Here is a 17,862-nt window from a genome sequence, read left to right on the forward strand (position 1 = left end):
GTGATCGTTGTAGGCGGTGGAGCAGCCGGTATGATGGCAGCTATTGCGGCAGCGGACTGTGGACATCAGGTAACCATTATAGAAAAAAATGAAAAATTAGGAAAAAAATTATTTATTACAGGAAAAGGCCGGTGTAATATCACCAATGACAGTGATGTAGAGAATCATTTGAATCATGTGATCTCCAATCCGAAATTTATGTACAGTGCCTTTTATAGTTTTGACAGCAGCCGTATGATCGACTTCTTGGAACAGGAAGGTCTGGCGGTAAAGACAGAGCGCGGCAATCGCGTGTTTCCGCAGTCTGATAAGTCTTCCGATGTGCTGCAAACGCTGCAGAAAGCACTTCGCAGAAGAAATGTTACGGTCAGATTGCATACGAAGATGACAGGACTTATGATCGAAGATCATAATTGTAAAGGCGTAAAAGTACAGAGTTATCATGGTGCATTGGAAACACTGACAGCGGATGATGTCATCCTTACAACGGGGGGACTTGCATATCCTTCTACCGGATCGACAGGTGATGGACACCGGCTGCTGAAACAGGCAGGAGTTGCTTTAGAACCATGTTATCCGGCGTTAGTGCCTGTCGAGACGGTAGAAGAGTGGCCAATCAGACTGCAGGGATTATCGCTTCGCAATGTGTCGTTGCGCGTGGAACGTGGATCGCATAAAATATACGAGGAACAGGGAGAAATGCTGTTTACGCATTTTGGTGTAAGCGGACCATTGGTCTTGTCGGCGAGCAGCCTGCTCGGTCGTAAAGGTGCCAAAGACTGTAAACTGCATATTGACTTGAAACCGGCCTTGTCGGAAGAACAGTTAGATGAACGGTTACAGCGTGATTTTGCCGCACAAAAAAACAGCATGTTTAAAAACAGTCTGGGAAAGCTGCTGCCGTCAAAATTGATCCCGGTTATCGTGGAACTTTCCGAGATCACGCCGGATAAGCAGGTCAATGAGGTGACTAGGCAGGAGCGGCACAGACTGGTTAAGCTATGCAAAGATCTCACCTGTACCGTCAAAAAGCTGCGGGATTTTCCGGAGGCGATCGTTACCGGAGGAGGCATTTCCGTAAAGGCGATCAATCCGGCAACCATGGAATTAAAGGAGATTTCACATTTATTTGCAGCCGGAGAGCTGATCGATGTAGATAGTGTGACGGGAGGGTATAATCTTCAGGTTGCGTGGTCAACCGGGTATTTGGCAGGAATATCAGTGTATTGAATGATAATGGAGGATAGATATGTATAATATTGCAATTGACGGACCGGCAGGAGCCGGCAAAAGTACTATTGCCAAGATGGCAGCGAAGAAACTGGATTTCATCTATGTAGATACCGGAGCTATGTACCGTGCGATGGCGCTGTATTTTCTGCGCCGGGAAATTGATGCAAAAGATGAGAAAAAGATTGCAGAGGCCTGTGAGCATATCAATGTGACGATTGCTTATCGGGAGGGGGAACAGCAGGTACTTCTTAACGGTGAAAATGTCAATGCCTTTATTCGTACGGAAGAGGTTAGCATGATGACATCTAATACTTCAAAATATCCTGCTGTACGTGAGAAACTTCTTTATTTACAGCGGGAACTTGCGGCAGCTAACAATGTGATCATGGACGGCCGGGATATTGGAACTTGTGTCCTGCCGGATGCAGAGCTTAAGATATATCTTACAGCCAGTGCATCGGAGCGAGCTAAAAGACGTTATTTGGAGCAGAAGGAACGCGGTGTGGAAAGTGATCTTGCCCAGATCGAAAGGGATATTATTGCACGTGATGAGCAGGATATGAATCGTGAGATCGCTCCGTTAAAGCAGGCAGAAGATGCTATTTATCTAGACACCTCTGATATGACGATCGAGGAAGTAGTGACAAAGATCGTATCACTCGTTCAAAAGGCCTGAACAAAACGGATCTTTGTGGGCATAGAAAGGATTGAAAGATTTGTATGAAAGTTACATTGGCTAAGAGTGCGGGCTTTTGCTTTGGAGTGAAGCGGGCAGTGGAAATGGTTTATAAGGAAGCGGAGACGGGAAAGAAAGTTTATACGCTCGGTCCGATCATTCACAATGAGCAGGTTGTGCAGGATCTGGAACAAAAAGGTGTACGTGTGATCGATACGCCGGAAGAACTTTCCAAAGCGGAGGATGCGACGGTGATCATCCGCTCACATGGCATCAGCGCAGACGTGTATCATCAACTGGAAGACAAAAAGGTTCGCATTGTTGATGCGACCTGTCCTTTTGTCAGCAAGATCCATCGCATTGTTGAGAAAAAATATCAGGAAGGAAGCTGTATTGTCATTGTCGGCAATGCAAACCATCCGGAAGTGGAAGGAATCAATGGCTGGTGCAATGGCGCAGCTACAGTGATCGGAAGCGTTTCGGAGGCAGAAAATTATAGTCAGGAACCAGCCAGGAAACTTTGTGTTGTGGCACAAACGACATTTAATTACAAGAAATTTAAAGATATAGTTGATATTTTTTCGAAAAAGAGTTATGATATAGACGTTATGAATACAATTTGCAACGCTACCGAAGAGCGTCAGACGGAAGCGGCAGCCATTGCCGGTGACTCCGACGCAATGATAGTGATAGGTGGAAAACATAGTTCGAACACGCAGAAACTGTATGAAATATGCAAGAATGTGTGTCCGGACACACATTTTATACAGACACTTGATGACTTGGATTTGAAGCAATTTCAATCTTTTCGTAGCGTGGGTATTACTGCAGGGGCCTCGACCCCAAATACTATTATTAAGGAGGTTCAATCATATGTCAGAAATGAATAATGAGTTTGAACAGTTATTGGAAGAAACATCATTAGTAACAATCCACAATGGAGAGGTTGTAGAAGGGACAGTCATCAGCGTTAAGGAAGATGAGATCGTTCTTAACATCGGCTACAAAGCAGATGGTATCATTACCAGAAATGAGTACAGTAATCAATCCGGCATTGATCTGAGAGATGTTGTGAAAGAAGGCGACAAAATGAACGCCAAGGTACTCAAGGTGAATGATGGTGAGGGACAGGTATTATTAACATACAAACGCCTTGCTATGGAGAAGAGTAATGAGCGCATTCGTGAAGCATTTGAGAATAAAGAAGTACTTAAAGCTAAGGTTGTCAATGTATTAACAGGTGGCTTGAGTGTCATCGTTGATGAGACTAAGATCTTTATCCCGGCCAGCCTTGTATCTGATACTTATGAGAAAGATCTTTCTAAGTATGCAGGACAGGAGATTGAGTTTGTTGTCAGCGAGTTTAATCCAAAGAAGAGAAGAATCATTGGTGATAGAAAGCAGCTTTTGGTTGCAGAGAAGAAGAAGAAACAGGAAGAGCTTTTTGCAAGAATTCATGTTGGCGATACTGTAGAAGGTGTTGTTAAGAATTTGACAGATTTCGGTGCATTCATCGATCTTGGCGGAGCAGACGGACTTCTTCATATTTCTGAGATGTCTTGGGGACGTGTTGAAAATCCTAGAAAGGTATTCAACGTTGGCGACAAGACTAAGGTTCTTATTAAAGACATCAAAGACGATAAGATTGCATTGAGCCTGAAGTTTGAGGATCAGAATCCATGGTTAAATGCTGATGGAAAATATAGCGTTGGTTCTGTTGTGAAGGGTAAAGTCGCACGTATGGCTGATTTCGGTGCATTCATTGAGTTAGAGCCTGGTGTTGATGCATTACTGCATGTATCTCAGATCTCTAAGGAGCATGTTGATAAGCCGTCTGATGTATTGAAAGTTGGTCAGGAAGTGGAAGCTAAAGTTGTTGATTTCAATAGCGAAGATCACAAGATCAGCCTGAGCATCAAGGCTTTATTGAATGACTCACAGGCGGATGAAGAAGAGGATGTCGCTGAAGAGCCAGCAGAGTAATAGTAGGTAATCGCTCGCCAATCCGTACTTGTACGGGTTGGCGATTTTTTTCGTATAGGGTTTTCGTTTGTGCGAAAAGTATGGAATGAAATTTGCGTATGTAAAGGAGGTCAGAAATGGGCGATTATGAGTTGTTTAAGAAACAGGTATTCGGGTTGACCCAGATAGACCTGAGTTGTTATAAAGAACGTCAGATGAAACGACGCATTGATGCGTTGATCACAAAGTGCAAGATTACATCATACGAGGAGTATATCCGATTGCTAAAGACAGATAAAGTGAGATTGGATGAGTTTGTGGCATACTTGACCATTAATGTATCTGAATTCTATCGCAATCCGGAGCAGTGGAAGCTGCTGGAGGATGAGATGCTTCCGTATTTATTTGAGCGCTTTGGCAATGATCTGCATATATGGAGTGCTGCCTGCTCGACAGGAGATGAACCGTATACACTTGTTATGCTGTTAGCAAAGTTTATTCCGCTGGATAAGATCCATGTTTATGCGACGGATATTGACAGACAAGTGTTAGAAAAGGCGCAGATAGGTATTTATGATGAAAAGAGCTTAAAAGGACTACCGAAAGAATTTGTGTCGAAATATTTTACACAGGTTTCTGACCGGAGTTATCAGATCAGTGATCAAATCAAGCGTTGTGTCAAATTTTGTCAACATAATCTGCTGAAGGATAGATATCCAAAAGAATGTGATATGATCGTCTGCCGTAATGTGATGATTTATTTTACGGAGGAAGCCAAAAAGGAGATATATCAAAAGTTTAATGCATCCCTTAAAAAAGACGGGTTGTTGTTTGTTGGAAGTACAGAACAGATCATATCGCCCGGCAATATCGGATTTGCAAGTTTTAAGTCATTTTTTTATAAACGCTTATAGTGTGGATAGTGAAAGGCATGGTGAAGAAAGATGGAGACTAAGATTAAGATCGTTGTGGATGCGATGGGTGGTGATTATGCACCAGAGGTTCCGGTACAGGGAGCCGTAGAAGCATTGCAGGAAAATACAAATATTTCTATCGTATTGGTAGGTAGAACAGATGCGATCAAGGAGCAGCTTGCAAAATATACGTATGATAAAGAGCGCATAGAGATCGTTCATGCAGAGGAAGTGATCGGATTTGACGAGCCACCGGTGATGGCAGTTCGCAAAAAGAAGGATTCTTCCATCGTAGTTGGCATGAACTCGTTAAAAAAGGCGAGGCAGATGCATTTGTATCAGCAGGAAGCACCGGTGCTATATTAGTTGGTGGTCAGATGATCGTTGGAAGGATCAAAGGTATTGAGCGAGCACCGTTAGCGCCATTGATCCCAACGGCCAAAGGACCGGCATTGCTGATCGATTGTGGAGCAAATGTAGATGCCAGAGCTTCTCATTTGGTGCAGTTTGCACAGATGGGATCCATATATATGAAACACGTTGTTGGAGTAGACAATCCTAAAGTTGCTATTGTAAATATTGGTGCAGAAGAAGAAAAAGGAAACCAATTGGTGAAAGAAACATATCCTTTATTGAAAGAATGTAAAGATATTAATTTTACCGGAAGTATTGAAGCAAGAGACATTCCGAAGGGTGATGCCGATGTTATTGTATGTGAGGCATTTGTTGGCAATGTTATTTTGAAATTATACGAGGGATTGGCAGGGACACTGCTTTCTAAGGTGAAGCAGGGGCTCATGTCTACACTTCGCAGTAAGATAGGGGCATTGCTGATCAAGCCGGCATTGAAAAAGACAATGAAAGAGTTTAACACGGATGATCATGGCGGAGCACCATTGCTTGGCTTGAGAGGATTAGTTGTTAAAACGCATGGCAGCTCCAATGCGAAAGATGTCAAAATGGGCATTTTGCAGTGTGTGCAGTTTACCGAAGAGCAGATCAATGAAAAGATCAAAGAGAATCTTGCAGTAAAGCAGGAAGATTAGCGAATAGTATGAGATGGGAAAGGAATGAGTGTTTCTTATGGAGTTTGAAAAGCTGCAGATGATCATTGCAGAAGTTCTGGGCAAAGACTCGGAGCAGATTTATGCCAAAGCGCGGCTGGTGGAGGATCTGGGAGTGGATTCTCTGGAAGTTTTTCAGATCATTATGGGAATGGAAGACACGTTTGATGTTATTTTAGAGGAAGAAGCGGTGTATCAGGTGAAGACGGTACAGGATCTGTGCAATCTTGTGATGATACCTGCATAAAAAGGAGTATGATGAACAGTGAGACAGGAAAAGATAATTGAGTTTGAAAAAAAGATTGGATACACGTTTGAAAATCCGTATCTGTTGGTGACGGCATTGACTCACAGTTCGTATTCAAATGAAAAACGACTGAAAAAATATAAATGCAATGAGCGTTTGGAGTTTTTGGGGGACGCTGTATTAGAGTTGATCTCCAGCGAGTATATTTTTAAGGAAAATCCGCAGAAACCAGAGGGAGATCTTACAAGGATACGGGCAAGTTATGTCTGTGAACCGACGCTGGCAGCTTGTGCGCGAGATATTTCTTTGGGAGATTATCTGCTTTTGGGTAAAGGAGAGGATCGCACCGGGGGCAGAGAGCGGGATTCTATTTTGTCAGATGCCATGGAGGCTACGATCGGTGCTGTTTATCTGGATGGAGGATTTGCCAGAGCAAAAGAGTATGTCGAGGCATTTGTGCTGCGTGATATCGAGAACAAAAAGTTGTTTTATGACAGCAAAACGATTCTGCAGGAGATTGTGCAGGGAAGACATCTTGCGTTGGCATATCAGCTGGTGAAAGAAACCGGACCGGATCACTGTAAATCATTTGAGGTTGCTGTGATGATCAACGGTAAAAAGATAGCGGTCGGGACAGGAAGGACAAAGAAAAAAGCAGAGCAGTCGGCAGCGTATGAGGCAATTCTTGCTTTGCGGGAGAAATGAGGTAAGGAATGTATTTAAAAAGTTTGGAGGTACATGGCTTTAAGTCGTTTGCCAATAAATTAGTATTTGAATTCCATAACGGAATCACTGCTATCGTTGGACCAAATGGCAGTGGTAAGAGTAATGTGGCGGATGCTGTCAGATGGGTGCTTGGTGAACAGAGTGCCAAACAGCTTCGTGGAGCGAAGATGGAAGATGTCATTTTTGCCGGAACACAGCTTCGTAAGCCACAGGGCTTTGCGTATGTGGCGATCACGATCAATAATGAAGATCACAAGTTGAAAGTGCCGTATGAAGAGGTAAAGATTGCTCGACGGGTATACCGATCCGGTGAAAGCGAGTACCTGCTCAACGGTGCTTCGTGTCGTTTGCGGGATATTCAGGAATTACTGTTAGATACCGGTATTGGTAAGGAAGGTTATTCTATCATCGGGCAGGGTCAGATTGATAAGATCTTAAGTGGTAAGCCGGAAGAGCGTCGCGAGCTTTTTGACGAGGCTGCCGGTATTGTGAAGTTCAAAAAGCGCAAAACGGTTGCTGAGAAGAATTTAGAGGAAGAGCAGCAAAATCTTGTGCGAATCGAAGACATTTTATCGGAGTTGGAAAAACAGGTTGAGCCATTGGAGGCGCAATCCGAAAAAGCAAAAGAATATTTGAGTTACCGTGATGAACTGCGCAATCTGGATATCAATGTATTTTTGCAGGATTACAAAGAAAACAGCGCTTCCATGGAGGAACTTCGCGAGAAGGAAAGTATTGCAGATGGAGATCTGGCTAAGACAAAGGAAGAATATGAAACGGTCAAGTCAGAATATATTCAATTAGAAGAGGCACTGGATAAACATACGCGGAATCTGGAAGAATGCCGTGAAACGCTGAGTGCTGATAAAGTGAAGTTGAATCAGCAGGAAGGCGATATAAAAGTATTAGAGGAGCAGATCAATGCGGTGCGCCAAAGCGAGCTGTATTATCGTGAGCAGATAGAGAACTACCGTGCCAAAGTGTCTGAACTGGAAAGCGAACAAGAAGAGCATCGCGCAAAAACGAAAGAATTTGAAGATAAATTACAGCAGATGGAACAGTCCCGTCAGGATGTTACTGCTAAGAGGGAAAAGACCGGCAATGAGATCGCACTTCTCGAGCAGGAGATCGCAGGTCACAATGAGGCGATCGCACAGGCAAAAGATGCAAATACGGATGTTGTGACGCAGGAAGAACGCTTTCAAACGCTGTTAGAGCAGAACAATATCAAAAAAGTGGAACTGACAAAACGGATTTTGGAAAATAAAACGCAAACGGCCGGTTTGCAGGAGATTTTAGACCGAGAGCAAAGCAATCTGCAGGAGATCTCGGATAAGATACAGGCGTTAGATGATGCCGGAGCAGAACTCGCACATTCTGTCAAGCATATGCAGGGACAGACAGAGCAGTTAAATCTCGAGCGCCGGGAGACGGAGCGACAGTATCACATGGATCATTCCAGACTGCGTTCTCTGCAAAATATGACAGAGCGCTATGAGGGGTTTGGGCAGAGCATCAAGCGTGTTATGGAGCAAAAGCCGAATTATCCGGGCATTGTCGGAGTTGTGGCAGACATTATTCGCGTAAATAAAAAGTATGAGATCGCAGTGGAAACTGCACTTGGCGGCAGCATTCAAAATATCGTGACCGATAATGAGCAGACCGCCAAAAGTATGATCGCTCATTTAAAAAAGAATCGCTACGGCAGAGCTACATTTTTGCCGTTGACCAATATACATACAAAGGCAGCAAGCCGCGCACAAAATATTATGGCAGAGCCGGGTGTGATCGGTATGGCATCCACCCTTGTAGAGGCAGAAGATCGCTTCTCAGATTGGTAGAATATTTGCTGGGACGTTTTGTTGTAGTTGATCATATCGATCATGCGATCGCTTTGGCCAAGAAGTATCATCACACGATACGTATCGTTACGACAGAGGGTGAACTCTTAAATCCGGGTGGTTCTATGTCCGGTGGTGCTTTTCGTAACAACAATAATCTGTTGGGAAGACGCCGCGAGATGGAGGAACTTGAGCAGCAGACGAAGAAATGGAAAGCGCGCCTTACTGAAATCGATGCAGATATTGCCAAGTATGAGAAAGATGGTGCGCAGATCCGTCAGAAGATCGAGACAAATCATCACCTGCGAGAAGAACTGGTATTGCAGCAAAATACTGCAAAATTGCAATATGATCGTGCAAACCGCGATATGGAACAAGCGAAGGAACAGCTTGATCACATTCGTTTTGAAAGTCAGGGAATCGAGGGACAGAAAAAGGAGCTGCAGGATGAATTAGATAAGCTGCAGGATCAACGTAAGGAAAATGAGGATCAGAATAAGATCCGCGAAGAGCGCATTGCAGAGTGCACGGACAAGCTTGATCAGGTCCGGGAGCAGCAAAGACAATTAGAGACAGAAGATGCACAGCTCCAATTGGACTATACAACATTGGAGCAGAAGAAACAGTTTCAGCAGGAAAATGTGAATCGTGTTGCCGGAGAACTGCAGAATATTTGCCAGCAGATGGAGGAAGCATCCGGGAATAATATGCAGGCAGATGAGCGGGTACGTCAAAAAGAGGCACAGATCGCGGATTTAAGACAGCAGATGGATCAGCTTTCTGTGCAGATCACGACGTTGACAGAGATGGTTGAGCAGAAAGTGCAGAAACGTGAGGAGCTGACAACGAGGCAGAAAGGCTTTTTTGAGCGTCGGGAGAGCTTATCAGAGCAGATGAATGCATTGGATAAAGAGGTGTTCCGCCTGCGCAACAGTCAGGAAAAACTGCAGGAAAAGATGGATTCTTACACGAACTATATGTGGGAGCAGTATGAACTGACCTTTAGTAAAGCGGAAGAAATTCGTGTAGCGTTAAATATGTCCGGGGCGCAAATGCGTGCCCAGATCAAAACCCTAAAAGGCAAGATCAAAGGCTTAGGGGATGTCAATGTCAATGCAATTGAACAGTACCGGGAGCTAATGGAACGCTATGAACTGCTTAACGGCCAGCATGATGATCTCATTAAGGCAGCCGATGTCTTACGTGGCATTATCGAGGAACTGGATACTGAGATGAGAAAACAGTTTGAAGAACAGTTTGCTGAAATTCAGACACGTTTTGATAAAGTGTTTAAGGAACTATTTGGTGGTGGACGTGGAGCACTGGAGTTGACAGAGGGAGAAGATGTCCTTGAGGCAGGCATTAAGATCGTTGCCCAGCCACCGGGAAAGAAACTGCAAAATATGATGCAGATGTCCGGTGGAGAGAAAGCTCTGACAGCGATCGCGCTGCTTTTTGCCATCCAAAGTCTGAAACCATCTCCGTTTTGTCTGTTGGACGAGATCGAGGCAGCGTTGGATGATTCTAATGTAGGGCGTTATGCCAATTATCTGCATAAATTGACCGAAAATACACAGTTTATCGTTATTACGCATCGACGTGGTACGATGAATGCTGCAGATATCCTGTATGGTATCACTATGCAGGAAAAGGGAGTATCTACGTTGGTTTCTGTCAGTCTGTTGGATGAAAAAGAGATTGCCAATTAGATGGACAGATTGTCGGCATTTGAAACATATTGTATCTGATGTTGCATTTTAGCAGTAAAACAGGTAATATAGTAAGATGGTGCATAAAAAAGAATAACATGGAGAGTGAATATGAGTGAAAAAAAGGGATTTTTCAGCAGACTGAAAGACGGACTGACAAAAACACGAGACAACTTTGTCGCTGGAATTGACAATATATTCAACGGCTTTTCGGAGATTGACGATGATTTCTATGAAGAGCTCGAAGAAGTGCTTATTATGGCAGATATTGGTGTAAATACTACGTCAAAGATCATTGAGAATCTGCAGCAAAAAGTCAAAGAGCAGAAGATCAAAGAGATCAGTGTCTGCAAGCAACTGTTGATCGACAGTATCAAAGATCAGATGCGCGTGGATGAACATGCATATGACTATGAGAATGAGACTTCGGTTGTATTGTTGATCGGTGTCAACGGCGTTGGAAAAACAACGTCAGTAGGCAAGTTGGCAGGACAGTTCAAAAACAATGGTAAGAAAGTGATACTTGCAGCTGCTGACACATTTCGTGCGGCAGCAATTGAACAGCTTACCGAATGGGCAAATCGTGCAGGCGTGGAGTTGATCTCCGGTCAGGAAGGCGGTGATCCGGCAGCAGTTGTGTATGATGCCGTAAATGCAGCAAAGGCAAGAAAGGCAGATATTTTGCTCTGTGATACAGCCGGACGACTTCATAACAAGAAAAATTTGATGGAGGAGCTGCGCAAGATCAATCGAATTATTGAACGTGAATATCCGAATGCACATCGGGAGACACTGGTTGTATTGGATGGAACGACGGGACAGAATGCATTAGCACAGGCAAAACAGTTTGGCGAAGTGGCAGACATTACCGGAATCATTTTGACAAAATTAGATGGTACGGCCAAAGGTGGGATTGCGATCGCAATTCAATCAGAGCTGCATGTACCGGTGAAATATATTGGTATTGGAGAGCAGATTGATGATCTGCAGAAATTTGATGCAGATCAATTTGTTGACGCACTGTTTGAATGATTGACAGGATAAAAAGAAAATTCATTGGAGGATAGTAACATGATGACATTAGATAAGTTTGAAGAAGCTTCAGAAAAGGTTAAGGAAGTCGTACTTCCGACCAATCTGATCTATAGCGAGTACTTTTCAGAACAGACAGGAAATAAAGTATATCTGAAACCGGAAAATATGCAGTACACAGGAGCTTATAAGGTGCGAGGCGCTTATTATAAGATCAGTACAATGTCATCGGACGAAAGAGAAAAAGGATTGATTACGGCATCTGCAGGAAATCATGCGCAGGGAGTTGCCTACGCGGCCAAATTATATGGTGTTCCGGCAACGATCGTAATGCCGACAACGACGCCGTTGATAAAAGTGAATCGAACGAAAGGTTATGGCGCTAACGTGGTACTGCATGGATCAGTATACGATGAAGCCTGCCAGAAAGCGTTGGAATTGGCAGAGAAGAGCGGTGCTACTTTTGTACATCCGTTTAATGATGAAACCGTTGCAACCGGTCAGGGAACGATTGCAATGGAAATCTTTAAGGAACTGCCGACAGTAGACATTATTTTGGTCCCGATCGGTGGTGGTGGACTGGCAGCCGGTGTTTCAACACTTGCTAAGCTGTTAAATCCGAACATCAAAGTGATTGGCGTAGAGCCGGCAGGCGCAAGCTGTATGAAAGCATCTTTAGATGCGGGCAAAGTAGTTACACTGCCAAATGTAGAGACAATTGCGGATGGTACCGCTGTTAAGACTCCGGGAGATAAGATTTTCCCATATATACAGAAAAATATTGACGAGATCATTGCTGTTGAGGATGAAGAGTTGATTGTCAATTTCTTAGATATTTTGGAAAACCATAAGATGTTAGTAGAAAACTCAGGCTTGCTTACTGTGGCAGCATTAAAGCATCTCGACTGCAAGGGCAAACGGGTCGTTTCAATCTTAAGTGGCGGTAATATGGACATTATTACGTTGTCTTCCGTCGTTCAGCATGGACTGATCGCCCGCGGCAGAGTATTTACCGTTGCCGTACAGTTACCGGACAGACCGGGTGAACTTGTCAACGTAGCGGATATTATCGCAAAAGAAAAAGGAAATGTTATCCGCTTAGAGCATAATCAGTTTGTCAGCATCAACCGTAATGCGGCAGTTGAGCTTCGGATCACGCTTGAGGCATTTGGACAGGAGCACAAAAATGAGATTTTAAAGGCGCTTCGTGACAAGGGGTATGACGCAAAAGAAGAGACACCGACAGGTATGTATTAGAAAGGAATGGTTGTTTTATGGCAGGAACAGAAAATACAAAGGCATCAGAATTGTTGCACACACCCGGTGGAGTGCGGGATATTTATGGCAGTGCTTGTGCCAGAAAGCTGGAGGTACAGCATTCGTTAGAGCAGGTGATGCATTCCTATGGATTTCGAAATGTGCAGACACCGACGTTTGAGTATTTTGATATTTTTAATAAAGAACGTGGAACAGCTGCATCCAATGAGATGTTTAAGTTCTTTGACCGTGGCAACAATACACTAGTATTGCGACCGGACATGACGCCGGCGATCGCACGCTGTGTTGCCAAATATTTCCGTGAGGAGACTGAGCAGATGCGTTTCTGCTACACGGCACAGACTTTTGTCAGTACCGGACAATACAAGGGTAAATTGCAGGAAGTGACACAGGTTGGAGCAGAGCTTTTTATGGATGACAGCTCCGATGCGGACGCAGAGATGTTAGCATTGACGATAGAATGTCTGTTAGAGAGCGGTTTGAAGGAATTTCAGATCGAAGTGGGACATGCCGATCTGTTCCGGGCTTTGGTAGAGGAAGCAGGCTTTGAGGAGGAGACGATCGAGACGCTGCGTGATCTGATCGAGAGCAAAAACTTCTTTGGCGTGGAAGAATTGTTAGGCAAGCTCACGGTACAGCAGGGGTTAAAAGAGGTCTTTGTGAAACTGCCGGAACTATTAGAGAACTTAAAAGAGGCGGCAGATTTTGTGCGTGCGAGAAGTAAGAGCGAGCGCGTATATAAAGCATTAGAACGCTTGGAAAAATTAGAAGAGATCTTAAAGATATATGGTTTAGAAGATTATGTCACGATCGATCTCAGTATGCTGAGTCATTACAGCTATTATACAGGAGTTGTATTCCGTGCCTATACATATGGAAATGGTGAGGCGATCGCCAGCGGTGGCCGCTATGACGGTTTGGTGGCACAGTTTGGCAAAGAGGCGCCGGCAATCGGTTTGGTTATCGTATTAGACCAGTTGATGATCGCAATGGAGCGTCAGAAGCTGTTTGGAGAGACTGCACTTGGCGGAACACTTTTGGTGTATCCGAAAGAGGTGCGTGCGCAGGCTTTGCAGGAGGCTAAGAAAATGCGTGAAGGTGGACAAGTTGTTCAGATGATGCGCAAATCTTCCAAAAAAGAAATTGAAGAATATGTTGCTTACGCAAAACGCAACGGTAATGATTCTTTGATCTACCTGACGAAAGATGGCGAAAAACAGCAGATGATAGAGACGAAATAAGTAGGAGGATAGCGATGAAATACATAACATTTGCCCTGGCAAAAGGGCGTTTGGCAAAACAGACATTAGCGCTGTTAGAGCAGATTGGTATTACATGTGAGGAAATGAAGGATGAGAAAACGCGTAAGCTGATCTTTGTAAATGAAGAACTTGGTTTTAAGTTTTTCCTTTCGAAAGCATCGGATGTTCCGACTTATGTTGAAATGGGTGCTGCTGATATTGGTGTAGTCGGTAAGGATACCATTTTGGAAGAGGGCCGCAAGTTATATGAAGTATTGGATCTCAATTGCGGCAAATGCCGTATGTGTGTTGCAGGACCGAAAGAGGCGAAGGAACGCTTGAATGACGGTTCCCTGATCCGTGTGGCAAGCAAGTATCCTCGCATTGCAAAGGATTATTTTTATAATGTCAAACATCAGACAGTTGAGATCATTAAACTGAATGGGTCGGTAGAGCTTGCTCCAATCGTTGGTCTGTCAGAAGTGATCGTGGATATTGTTGAGACAGGTTCGACACTGCGTGAAAACGGTTTGGAAGTATTGGAAGAGATCTGTCCGTTATCGGCGAGAGTGGTTGTTAATGAAGTGAGTATGAAGATGCAGCATGAGCGTATTACAAAGTTGATCCGAGATCTGCGGAAAGTTATTCCACAGTAACATAGAAAGAGGAGGAAATTACGATGAGAATTGTAAAGCTGACACAAAAAGAGCGCGAAAATATTTTGGAAAATCTTTTGAAAAGAAGTCCGAATCAATATAGCAAATTTGAGACAACGGTTCGCGATATTTTGGATAAAGTGAAAGCAGAAGGTGACCAGGCACTGTTTGCGTATACAGAACAGTTTGATGGTGTAAAGATCACTGAGGAAACCTTCCGTGTTACCGAAGAAGAAATTGCTGAGGCATATGAAAAAGTAGATTCTCATCTGATTGAAATCATTCGTAAGGCGTTAGTGAATATTCGTGATTACCACCAGAAACAGGTTCGATACAGTTGGTTTGACAGCAAACCGGATGGCACGCTGTTAGGTCAGAAAGTAACGGCATTGGAACGTGTTGGTGTATATGTTCCGGGTGGTAAAGCAGTATATCCGTCATCGGTTTTGATGAATATTGTTCCGGCAAAGGTGGCAGGAGTAGAACGTATCGTTATGACAACACCGCCGGGAAAAGATGGCAAAGTATATCCGATCACATTGGTTGCAGCCAAAGAGGCTGGCGTCGATGAGATTTATAAAGTGGGTGGAGCACAGGCAATCGGTGCTTTGGCATATGGAACCGAAAGCATCAAAAAGGTTGATAAGATCGTGGGACCAGGTAATATTTTTGTGGCACTGGCCAAGAAAGCGGTATATGGACATGTCAGCATTGACTCGATCGCCGGCCCGAGTGAGATTTTAGTACTGGCAGATGAGACAGCCAACCCACGTTATGTAGCTGCTGACTTATTGTCACAGGCAGAACATGATGAGATGGCATCTGCGATCCTGATCACGACTAGCGAAGAGCTGGCTGATAAAGTATCCGAAGAAGTTGATGGTTTTGTGAAAAAATTATCCCGTCAGGAGATCATCCAAAAATCATTGGATTCTTACGGTTATATTCTGGTTGCAGATACGATGGAAGAGGCGATTGAAACAGCTAACGAGATTGCTTCAGAGCATTTAGAGATCGTTACGAAAAATCCATTCGATACAATGACGAGAATTCGTAACGCCGGAGCGATTTTCTTAGGAGAGTACAGCAGTGAGCCTTTGGGTGATTATTTTGCAGGACCAAACCATGTGCTTCCGACAAATGGCACTGCGAAGTTTTTCTCTCCACTGTCGGTCGATGACTTTATTAAGAAGTCCAGTATCATTTCCTATTCCCGAGAGGCACTGGAGCTGGTACATCAGGATATCGAGGACTTTGCAACTGCTGAGAAGTTCACTGCACATGCAAATTCAATCGCTGTTCGATTCGAACAATAATTGGAATACAAATTGCAAACTTTTGAAAAATCGGGTAAAATAAAAGGAAAAGCAAAGAAATGAGGATTCCTATGGAACAGAACGTGAAGTGCCGTCAGGCTGAGGTGACAAGAAAGACCGGAGAAACGGATATTACGATCCGTTTAAATTTGGATGGAACAGGGAAAGCTTCTATTCAGACCGGGATTGGATTCTTTGATCATATGTTGAATAGTTTTGCCAGACATGGGTTGTTTGATCTGGAAGTACAGGCAAAGGGTGATCTGGAGGTGGACTGCCATCATACGATAGAGGACACCGGAATTGTTTTGGGTGAGGCGATCCGTCAGGCTGTAGGGGATAAAAAGGGCATCTGCCGTTTTGGCGAGTGCATCTTGCCGATGGATGAAACGCTAGTACTATGTGCATTGGATCTGTCAGGCAGACCATACCTGCGCTATCATCTGGACCTTACAGTTCCATCTGTGGGACAGTTCGATACGGAGATGGTTCATGAATTCTTTTATGCAGTAAGCTATGCAGCAGGAATGAATCTTCATGTAAAACAGCTCGATGGGGAGAACAATCATCACATTATTGAGGCTGCTTTTAAGTCGTTTGCAAAAGCATTGGATCGTGCAGTGAGTTATGACGGACGTATATCTGATGTATTATCAACCAAAGGAAGCCTATAGGAGGACGATTATGAACCACAAAAAGATAATTCCTTTTATTAATGCAGAGAATGAGTATCCTGCAAATGTCATTCAGTTGGCAAACCGCTATTCCTGTGAGGGTGCGGACGAATTGTTTTTATATAATTATACCGGAGATGAAGCTTCCAGAGAGGAGTTTTTGTCTACCGTGCGGGAGATTGAAAAACAGATCGACATTCCATTTACGGTTGGAATCTATGTATCACGGTTTGAGGATGCCAAAAAGGCACTCTATACCGGAGCAAGTTCTGTTGTGATCCGTAAGGCTTTGCTGCCGGAGGAGAAAGAATTAAATGAGATCCTGCGCCGTTTTGATCGTGATAAACTGGCTGTGGAAGTCGACATGAAGGCTGATTTTCAAAATGCGGAACAGCTCAATGCTTTTTATGAGCAGGGATTTGGTACGGTCGTGTTAAAGCATATTGATACGACAAAGAGTTTTAGTGATGCGATCGATCAGTGCAAAATGACGGTTTTGATCCGAGATGGATTGATCCGTAATGATCTAAGTGAGTTGCTTTCCTATAGCAATGTATACGGTGTATCAACTAATTATTTTGAGGACAAAGATATTTATAAAGCAAAACGTGCATTGAAGCAGAATGGTATAGCTGTGGAAGTTTTTGAAAGCCTGATTGATTTTGCTGATTTTAAGCTGGATGCCAATGGGTTGATCCCGGCAATTGTGCAGGATTACCGCACCGGTGAAGTTCTTATGCTTGGATATATGAATGAGGAGTCTTATGCGAAGACGATCGAAACAGGCCGCATGACATATTTCAGCCGAAGCAGACAGAAACTTTGGTTAAAGGGTGAAACTTCCGGTCATTTTCAGTATGTTAAATCATTGTCGTTAGATTGTGATAATGATACGATTCTTGCTAAAGTGCGTCAGATCGGTGCTGCCTGTCATACCGGCAATCGAAGCTGTTTTTTCAAAGAATTGGCCAAGAAAGAATATATTCAGACGAATCCTCTTACCGTATTGATGGAAGATTACAACGTTATTATGGAACGAAAAAATCATCCAAAGGAAGGTTCGTATACGAATTATCTGTTTGATAAGGGAATCGATAAGATTCTTAAGAAATGTGGAGAAGAGGCAACGGAGATTGTGATCGCTGCCAAAAATCCGGATGCAGAAGAGCTGCGCTATGAGATTGCAGATTTCCTGTATCATATGATGGTCTTGATGGCAGAATGTGGTTTGGACTGGAATGATATCACGAAGGAATTGGTGAATCGCAGGTAATAATAAGAAGGAGGAGAAGA

At 43.7% G+C, this 17,862-nt stretch carries 16 protein-coding genes and 1 pseudogene; all 17 read left to right on the forward strand.

The annotated features are described in order from the left end of the window. The 17 genes and pseudogenes from DW981_RS01245 to hisIE all read left to right on the forward strand — a co-directional run bounded on the left by DW981_RS01245 (position 1) and on the right by hisIE (position 17,842). Positions 1-1,230, forward strand: coding sequence for an NAD(P)/FAD-dependent oxidoreductase (locus tag DW981_RS01245; protein ID WP_347474480.1), 1,230 nt, complete (start codon positions 1-3; stop codon positions 1,228-1,230). Between the two features lie 19 nt (positions 1,231-1,249). Further along, positions 1,250-1,909, forward strand: a complete 660-nt coding sequence (cmk, locus tag DW981_RS01250; protein WP_118506490.1) for a (d)CMP kinase — start codon at positions 1,250-1,252, stop codon at positions 1,907-1,909. Positions 1,910-1,953: 44 nt separating this feature from the next. Then, entirely contained in the window at positions 1,954-2,799 is an 846-nt protein-coding gene (gene ispH / locus DW981_RS01255; protein WP_118506491.1) for a 4-hydroxy-3-methylbut-2-enyl diphosphate reductase, read from the forward strand. Further along, positions 2,783-3,892 carry a 30S ribosomal protein S1 gene (gene rpsA / locus DW981_RS01260; protein WP_022026305.1) on the forward strand — a complete coding sequence of 370 codons (1,110 nt, stop codon included), beginning with the start codon at positions 2,783-2,785 and terminating at the stop codon, positions 3,890-3,892. The genes ispH and rpsA overlap by 17 nt, the downstream gene beginning before the upstream one ends. A gap of 116 nt (positions 3,893-4,008) precedes the next feature. Continuing rightward, the gene (locus DW981_RS01265) at positions 4,009-4,785 is read left to right on the forward strand and encodes a protein-glutamate O-methyltransferase CheR (protein WP_022026306.1); all 777 of its coding nucleotides are present in this window, start codon (positions 4,009-4,011) and stop codon (positions 4,783-4,785) included. A gap of 30 nt (positions 4,786-4,815) precedes the next feature. After that, a pseudogene (gene plsX, locus DW981_RS01270) lies at positions 4,816-5,831 on the forward strand (phosphate acyltransferase PlsX). Between the two features lie 37 nt (positions 5,832-5,868). After that, positions 5,869-6,096, forward strand: coding sequence for an acyl carrier protein (locus DW981_RS01275; protein ID WP_022026308.1), 228 nt, complete (start codon positions 5,869-5,871; stop codon positions 6,094-6,096). Between the two features lie 18 nt (positions 6,097-6,114). Beyond that, entirely contained in the window at positions 6,115-6,801 is a 687-nt protein-coding gene (gene rnc, locus DW981_RS01280) for a ribonuclease III (protein ID WP_118506492.1), read from the forward strand. Between the two features lie 8 nt (positions 6,802-6,809). Beyond that, positions 6,810-8,663 (forward strand): chromosome segregation protein SMC, encoded by a 1,854-nt coding sequence (gene smc / locus DW981_RS16020; protein WP_347474478.1) that lies wholly within the window; start codon positions 6,810-6,812, stop codon positions 8,661-8,663. After that, a complete protein-coding gene (locus DW981_RS16025; protein WP_347474479.1) occupies positions 8,657-10,372 on the forward strand; it encodes a hypothetical protein in 1,716 nt (571 codons plus the stop codon). Before smc ends, DW981_RS16025 begins: the two co-directional genes overlap by 7 nt. A 111-nt stretch (positions 10,373-10,483) precedes the next feature. Further along, on the forward strand, positions 10,484-11,404 hold the full coding sequence (ftsY, locus tag DW981_RS01290; RefSeq protein WP_118506493.1) for a signal recognition particle-docking protein FtsY: 921 nt from the start codon (positions 10,484-10,486) through the stop codon (positions 11,402-11,404). A gap of 39 nt (positions 11,405-11,443) precedes the next feature. After that, on the forward strand, positions 11,444-12,661 hold the full coding sequence (gene ilvA / locus DW981_RS01295; RefSeq protein ID WP_118506494.1) for a threonine ammonia-lyase: 1,218 nt from the start codon (positions 11,444-11,446) through the stop codon (positions 12,659-12,661). A gap of 17 nt (positions 12,662-12,678) precedes the next feature. Next, positions 12,679-13,923 carry an ATP phosphoribosyltransferase regulatory subunit gene (gene hisZ / locus DW981_RS01300; RefSeq protein ID WP_118506495.1) on the forward strand — a complete coding sequence of 415 codons (1,245 nt, stop codon included), beginning with the start codon at positions 12,679-12,681 and terminating at the stop codon, positions 13,921-13,923. Between the two features lie 14 nt (positions 13,924-13,937). After that, complete coding sequence (hisG, locus tag DW981_RS01305; RefSeq protein ID WP_118506496.1) at positions 13,938-14,579, forward strand: ATP phosphoribosyltransferase; 642 nt, start codon at positions 13,938-13,940, stop codon at positions 14,577-14,579. A gap of 23 nt (positions 14,580-14,602) precedes the next feature. Further along, the gene (gene hisD / locus DW981_RS01310; RefSeq protein ID WP_118506497.1) at positions 14,603-15,895 is read left to right on the forward strand and encodes a histidinol dehydrogenase; all 1,293 of its coding nucleotides are present in this window, start codon (positions 14,603-14,605) and stop codon (positions 15,893-15,895) included. A gap of 71 nt (positions 15,896-15,966) precedes the next feature. Then, on the forward strand, positions 15,967-16,569 hold the full coding sequence (gene hisB, locus DW981_RS01315) for an imidazoleglycerol-phosphate dehydratase HisB (RefSeq protein ID WP_022025189.1): 603 nt from the start codon (positions 15,967-15,969) through the stop codon (positions 16,567-16,569). 10 nt (positions 16,570-16,579) lie between these two features. Next, a complete protein-coding gene (hisIE, locus tag DW981_RS15855) occupies positions 16,580-17,842 on the forward strand; it encodes a bifunctional phosphoribosyl-AMP cyclohydrolase/phosphoribosyl-ATP diphosphatase HisIE (protein ID WP_022025188.1) in 1,263 nt (420 codons plus the stop codon). Positions 17,843-17,862: the final 20 nt, after the last annotated feature.

Source organism: Clostridium sp. AM49-4BH (genome assembly GCF_003478335.1).
Taxonomy (GTDB): Bacteria; Bacillota; Clostridia; order Lachnospirales; family Lachnospiraceae; genus Butyribacter.